Origin of the sequence: Escherichia sp. KCJ4928 (genome assembly GCF_004352695.1) — a bacterium.
Classification (GTDB): Bacteria; Pseudomonadota; Gammaproteobacteria; order Enterobacterales; family Enterobacteriaceae; genus ECMA0423.
Genome location: NZ_SJWV01000230.1, coordinates 1 through 5,294, shown reverse-complemented (window position 1 = coordinate 5,294; position 5,294 = coordinate 1). Strand labels below are relative to the sequence as shown.

At 51.9% G+C, this 5,294-nt stretch carries 4 protein-coding genes and 1 other RNA gene; all 5 read right to left on the bottom strand.

Going from position 1 to position 5,294, the window contains the following annotated elements:
* Positions 1-393: 393 nt before the first annotated feature.
* Positions 394-770: RNase P RNA component class A (rnpB, locus tag E0D98_RS21080), an RNA gene on the bottom strand.
* A gap of 32 nt (positions 771-802) precedes the next feature.
* The gene (gene garK, locus E0D98_RS21075) at positions 803-1,948 is read right to left on the bottom strand and encodes a glycerate 2-kinase (RefSeq protein ID WP_131890963.1); all 1,146 of its coding nucleotides are present in this window, start codon (positions 1,946-1,948) and stop codon (positions 803-805) included.
* Positions 1,949-2,044: 96 nt separating this feature from the next.
* On the bottom strand, positions 2,045-2,935 hold the full coding sequence (garR, locus tag E0D98_RS21070; RefSeq protein WP_001594507.1) for a 2-hydroxy-3-oxopropionate reductase: 891 nt from the start codon (positions 2,933-2,935) through the stop codon (positions 2,045-2,047).
* A 29-nt stretch (positions 2,936-2,964) separates the two neighbouring features.
* Entirely contained in the window at positions 2,965-3,735 is a 771-nt protein-coding gene (garL, locus tag E0D98_RS21065) for a 2-dehydro-3-deoxyglucarate aldolase (RefSeq protein WP_001058227.1), read from the bottom strand.
* A gap of 15 nt (positions 3,736-3,750) precedes the next feature.
* Complete coding sequence (gene garP / locus E0D98_RS21060) at positions 3,751-5,085, bottom strand: galactarate/glucarate/glycerate transporter GarP (protein WP_000599636.1); 1,335 nt, start codon at positions 5,083-5,085, stop codon at positions 3,751-3,753.
* Between the last annotated feature and the right edge of the window lie 209 nt (positions 5,086-5,294).

The following is a 5,294-nucleotide window of genomic DNA, read 5'->3' as shown; positions in this document are numbered from 1 at the left end:
CTTAATAACTTCTTACAAAGTCTATTCTTAATACCGTAGATATTTATTCATCTTACCCTGTGCACCAAAAGCAAAAACTCACTGACGCGGGTTTGAAACTGATGGCAACCGCAAAAATGCCTGATGCGCTACGCTTATCAGGCCTACACCATCTCTGCAATATATTGAATTTGCGTGCTTTTGTAGGCAGGATAAGGCGTTCACGCCGCATCCGGCATGAATAAAGCGCACTCAACAATCTGAAACCCGCCGGAACGGTTTATTACGTACATCAGGTGAAACTGACCGATAAGCCGCTTTCTTTTGGGTATAGCGTCGTGGACAGTCATTCATCTTTCTGCCCCTCCAAAAGCAAAAACCCGCCGGTTTACGCTGGCGGGTTTTCGTTAAATCAGGTGAAACTGACCGATAAGCCGGGTTCTGTCGTGGACAGTCATTCATCTAGGCCAGCAATCGCTCACTGGCTCAAGCAGCCTACCCGGGTTCAGTACGGGCCGTACCTTATGAACCCCTATTTGGCCTTGCTCCGGGTGGAGTTTACCGTGCCACGGACTGTTACCAGCCGCGCGGTGCGCTCTTACCGCACCCTTTCACCCTTACCTGATCCCGCTTGCGCGGGCCATCGGCGGTTTGCTCTCTGTTGCACTGGTCGTGGGTTTCCCCCCCAGGCGTTACCTGGCACCCTGCCCTATGGAGCCCGGACTTTCCTCCCCTCCGCCCGTCTCCCCCGAAGAGGACGACGACGAAGCGGCGACTGTCTGGTCAGCTTCGGCGCGCAGTATAGAGGGTTTGCGCGCCCTTGTCACCCCGCGTTGCGCATTCCAATCGCCAGTGTCGCGGCGATATTACGTGAAGCACGGCAGATATTGTCATAAGCCCCGCGGAATGCTTCGTCCAACGTACCTATGCTGGTCAATACGCTGAAGACCGCATCGATGCCATGCTGATGTACAACGCCAACATCATCGGTCAGGCTACCCGCAATGCCAATCACCGGTTTATGGTACTTCTTCGCCACGTTTGCAACGCCAATCGGTACCTTGCCGTGAATACTCTGGCTGTCAATACGCCCTTCACCGGTGATCACCAGCGTACAATCGTGAATATGTTCCTCCAGATTCAGCGCCGTAGTGACGATTTCAATACCACTTTTCAGTTCCGCACCAAGAAACGCCATCAGCGCCGCACCCATACCGCCCGCAGCTCCTGCGCCGGGGACATCTTTCACATCAACATGCAGCGCTTTTTTAATGACATCGGCATAGTGAGAGAGGTTATTGTCCAGCTCAACAATCATCGCTTCACTGGCTCCCTTTTGTGGGCCAAAGATGCGCGATGCGCCGTTATCGCCCACCAGCGGATTGGTGACATCACAAGCGACGCGAATGACGCAATCTTTTAAGCGCGGATCGAGGCCGGAAATATCAATATCATTCAGAGTATTAAGACTACCGCCGCCAAAACCAATTTCATTGCCGTTGGCGTCGCATAATTTCGCCCCCAGCGCCTGTACCATGCCTGCGCCGCCATCATTTGTAGCGCTACCGCCAATGCCGATAATAATGTTTGTCGCGCCGCTCTCCAGCGCCTGCAGGATTAACTCGCCTGTGCCGCGTGAAGTGGTCACGAGTGGATCGCGTTTTTCCGCAGGTACCAGCTCCAGCCCACTGGCCGCCGCCATTTCAATAAACGCGGTTTTGCCATCGCCGGAGATCCCCCAACTGGCATTCACTTTCTCGCCCAGCGGCCCTGTAACCCAGGCGTGACGTTCAGAACCCTGGGTGGCTGCAATCATCGCTTCCACCGTTCCTTCGCCACCGTCGGCAACCGGAATAGAAACGTACTGTGCATCAGGAAAAATTTCCCGAAATCCTTTTTCTATCGCCTGCGCAACCTCGCTGGCAGATAAACTTTCTTTATAAGTGTCTGGGGCGATTACGATTTTCATACCTATGCCTGTTACCACATGACGCCGGAGGGCGTTTCTCTTATTCGGCCTGGATTCCAGGCCCGGATTGCAATACGCCATCCGGGCACGACGTCATTAACGAGTAACTACGACTTTCGCCAGTTTTTCGTAGTAGCACGCCAGGGCGCTATGATCCGCCGTTCCTAAACCATCTGCTCGCAGTGCCTGCATCATCTCCATAACCGCAGCTGTGAGCGGCAGTTGCGCGCCGACGCCGTGGGAAGTATCCAGCGCATTTGCCAGATCCTTAATATGCAGATCAATACGGAAGCCCGGCTTGAAGTTGCGGTCCATCACCATCGGCGCTTTGGCATCCAGCACGGTACTGCCCGCCAGTCCACCGCGAATTGCCTGATACACCAGGTCCGGGTTAACGCCCGCTTTGGTTGCCAGCGTTAGCGCTTCTGACATCGCGGCAATATTCAGCGCCACAATGACCTGATTTGCCAGTTTGGTGACGTTACCTGCACCGATTTCCCCGGTATGCACCACGGAACCCGCCATCGCTTTCATCAAATCATAGTATTTGTCGAAAATAGCCTTGTCGCCGCCCACCATCACTGACAGCGTACCGTCGATGGCTTTCGGTTCACCGCCGCTCACCGGAGCATCCAGCATATCAATGCCTTTCGCTTTCAGCGCTTCGCTGATTTCACGGCTTGCCAGCGGTGCGATAGAACTCATATCGATCAATACCGTACCTGGCTTCGCGCCTTCAATGATGCCATTCTCACCCAGCGCCACCTCTTTCACATGAGGGGAGTTTGGCAGCATGGTTATGATGACGTCGCACTGTTCAGCGATCGCTTTAGCCGTAGACGCTGTTTCTGCACCTGCAGCAATCACGTCAGCAATAGCTTCTGGGTTACGGTCAGCAACCACCAGCGAGTAACCTGCTTTCAGAAGGTTTTTACTCATTGGTTTACCCATAATCCCCAGGCCAATAAAACCAACTTTCATAGTCATATCAATCATCTCTCTTGTTGCGGTGGTGGTTATTTTTTAAAGGTATCAGCCAGTTTCTGAGTGGCAGAGCGGAAGACGCCAAGATCGCTGCCGACAGCCACAAACGTCGCGCCCCATTCCAGATAACGACGCGCATCGGCTTCGACCGGCGCGAGAATACCGCTGGGTTTGCCGTGCGCACTGGCACGGTTAAAAATGTGCTGAATTGCTTTTTGTACATCCGGGTGCGAGGCATTGCCGAGATGGCCTAATGCCGCAGCCAGATCGCTGGGGCCGACGAAGATACCGTCTACACCTTCGGTAGCGGCAATGGCATCGACGTTATCTACGCCCTGCTGACTTTCTATCTGGACCAGAATGGTGATGTTCTTGTTCGACTGAGCGAAATAATCCGCCACGGTGCCAAACATATTGGCGCGGTGAGAAACGGAGACGCCGCGAATGCCTTCCGGTGGGTAACGGGTTGATGCCACCGCCTGCTCTGCTTCCTCTTTTGTTTCTACAAAAGGAATCAGGAAGTTATAGAAACCGATATCCAGAAGACGCTTAATAATTACCGGCTCGTTGGTCGGCACTCGCACTACTGGCGCGCTGGCGCTGCCTTTCAGGGCCATTAACTGCGGAATAAACGTGGAGATATCGTTTGGCGCATGTTCGCCATCCAGCACCAGCCAGTCAAACCCAGCCAAACCAAGAACTTCAGTGCTAATCGGGTTAGAGAGTGCTGACCAGCAACCAATTTGTACCTGTTTCGCAGCCAGTGCGGCTTTGAATTTATTCGGGAAAACATCGTTATTCATCGCTTATACCTTTGCTTATTTCTGCAATTCCATACGTTTAATGTCGCCAACTACGAAGAGGTAGCAGACCATCGCCATCAGCGCTGAACATCCCACGAAAACCAGTGCTGCATTGAAGGAGTGCAGTTCACTTACCAGGTAGCCAATCACCAGTGGAGTGACAATGGAGGCAACATTGCCAAAGACGTTAAAGACGCCGCCACAGAGGCCAACAATCTCTTTCGGCGCGGTGTCAGAAATCACCGGCCAGCCCAGAGCACCAAATCCTTTGCCAAAAAAAGCCAGCGCCATCAGCATGACCACCAGCGTGGTGTTGTTGGTGTAGTTACATAAGATGATGGTGGAAGCCAGCAACATTCCCAGCACAATCGGTAGCTTACGTGCCAGGGTCAGGGATAAACCGCGTTTGATCAGATAATCCGAGAAGACACCTCCCAGCACGCCGCCCGCAAAACCACACAGTGCCGGAATCGAGGCGACCAGACCCACTTTCAGAATCGACATGCCTTTTTCCTGCACCAGATAAATCGGGAACCAGGTGAGGAAGAACCAGGTGATGGTGTTGATAAAATATTGTCCGAAAAATACGCCCAACATCATGCGGTTAGAGAGCAATTGCTTGATGTAATGCAGTTTGGGACCGCTTGCTGCCGCGCTGCCCGGCTTTTTGTGGTCCATATCGACCACCGCGCCATTTTCAGAGATAAACTTCAGCTCTTCCGCAGACATACGTGGGTGATCTGTCGGGTTATGAATCAATTTGATCCACAGCGCCGTCAGCACAAAACCAATCACCCCCATAACGGTAAAGACGTGCTCCCAGCCCCAGGCGAAAGTCAGCCAGCCAAGCAGAGGCGAAAAGAGCGCCAGCGAGAAATATTGCGCCGAGTTAAAGATGGCGGAGGCAGTACCACGTTCTTTCGTCGGGAACCAGGCGGCGACAATACGGGCGTTCGCCGGGAATGATGGCGCTTCCGAGAAGCCGAGCATAAAGCGCATAAAGAACATGGAGATCCCTGCCCAGGCCAGCGGGAACATATCAACAAAGCCTTGCAGGAAAGTGAATAGCGACCAGAAAAAGAGGCTATAGGTATAAACTTTTTTCGAGCCAAACTTATCAAGCAGCCAGCCGCCGGGGATTTGCATCAGCAAGTAGGCCCAGCCAAAAGCAGAAAAGATGTAACCCATCGAAACCGCACTTAACTGCAACTCTTTTGCCACTTCGGTACCAGCAATAGACAGCGTTGCACGATCGGCGTAGTTAACGGCGGTAACAATAAAAATAATCAGTAATATTAAATAGCGGGTATGCACGCCTTTCTTTTTTTCGTCAACGGTGTCCAGAATCATTTTATTTACCTCGGGTACTTATGCTGATTTTTATTATTATGGGGAAGGTGTTATTTATGAGTTTCATTTATGCCGTAACGGCAATGAACTCGGGAATTAGTATAAGCAGCGCGAGAATAATAATCATTGTGCAAATGCTAATTTAATTAATACTATTTAAATATTATTTTGAGCATATGCACATAAGGTTGCGCGCTAAAGCACAGATT

Coding starts and splice junctions, on each gene's coding strand:
- garK (WP_131890963.1), bottom strand. CDS start 1,948: ATGAAAATCGTAATCGCCCCAGACACTTATAAAGAAAGTTTATCTGCC.
- garL (WP_001058227.1), bottom strand. CDS start 3,735: ATGAATAACGATGTTTTCCCGAATAAATTCAAAGCCGCACTGGCTGCG.
- garP (WP_000599636.1), bottom strand. CDS start 5,085: ATGATTCTGGACACCGTTGACGAAAAAAAGAAAGGCGTGCATACCCGC.
- garR (WP_001594507.1), bottom strand. CDS start 2,935: ATGACTATGAAAGTTGGTTTTATTGGCCTGGGGATTATGGGTAAACCA.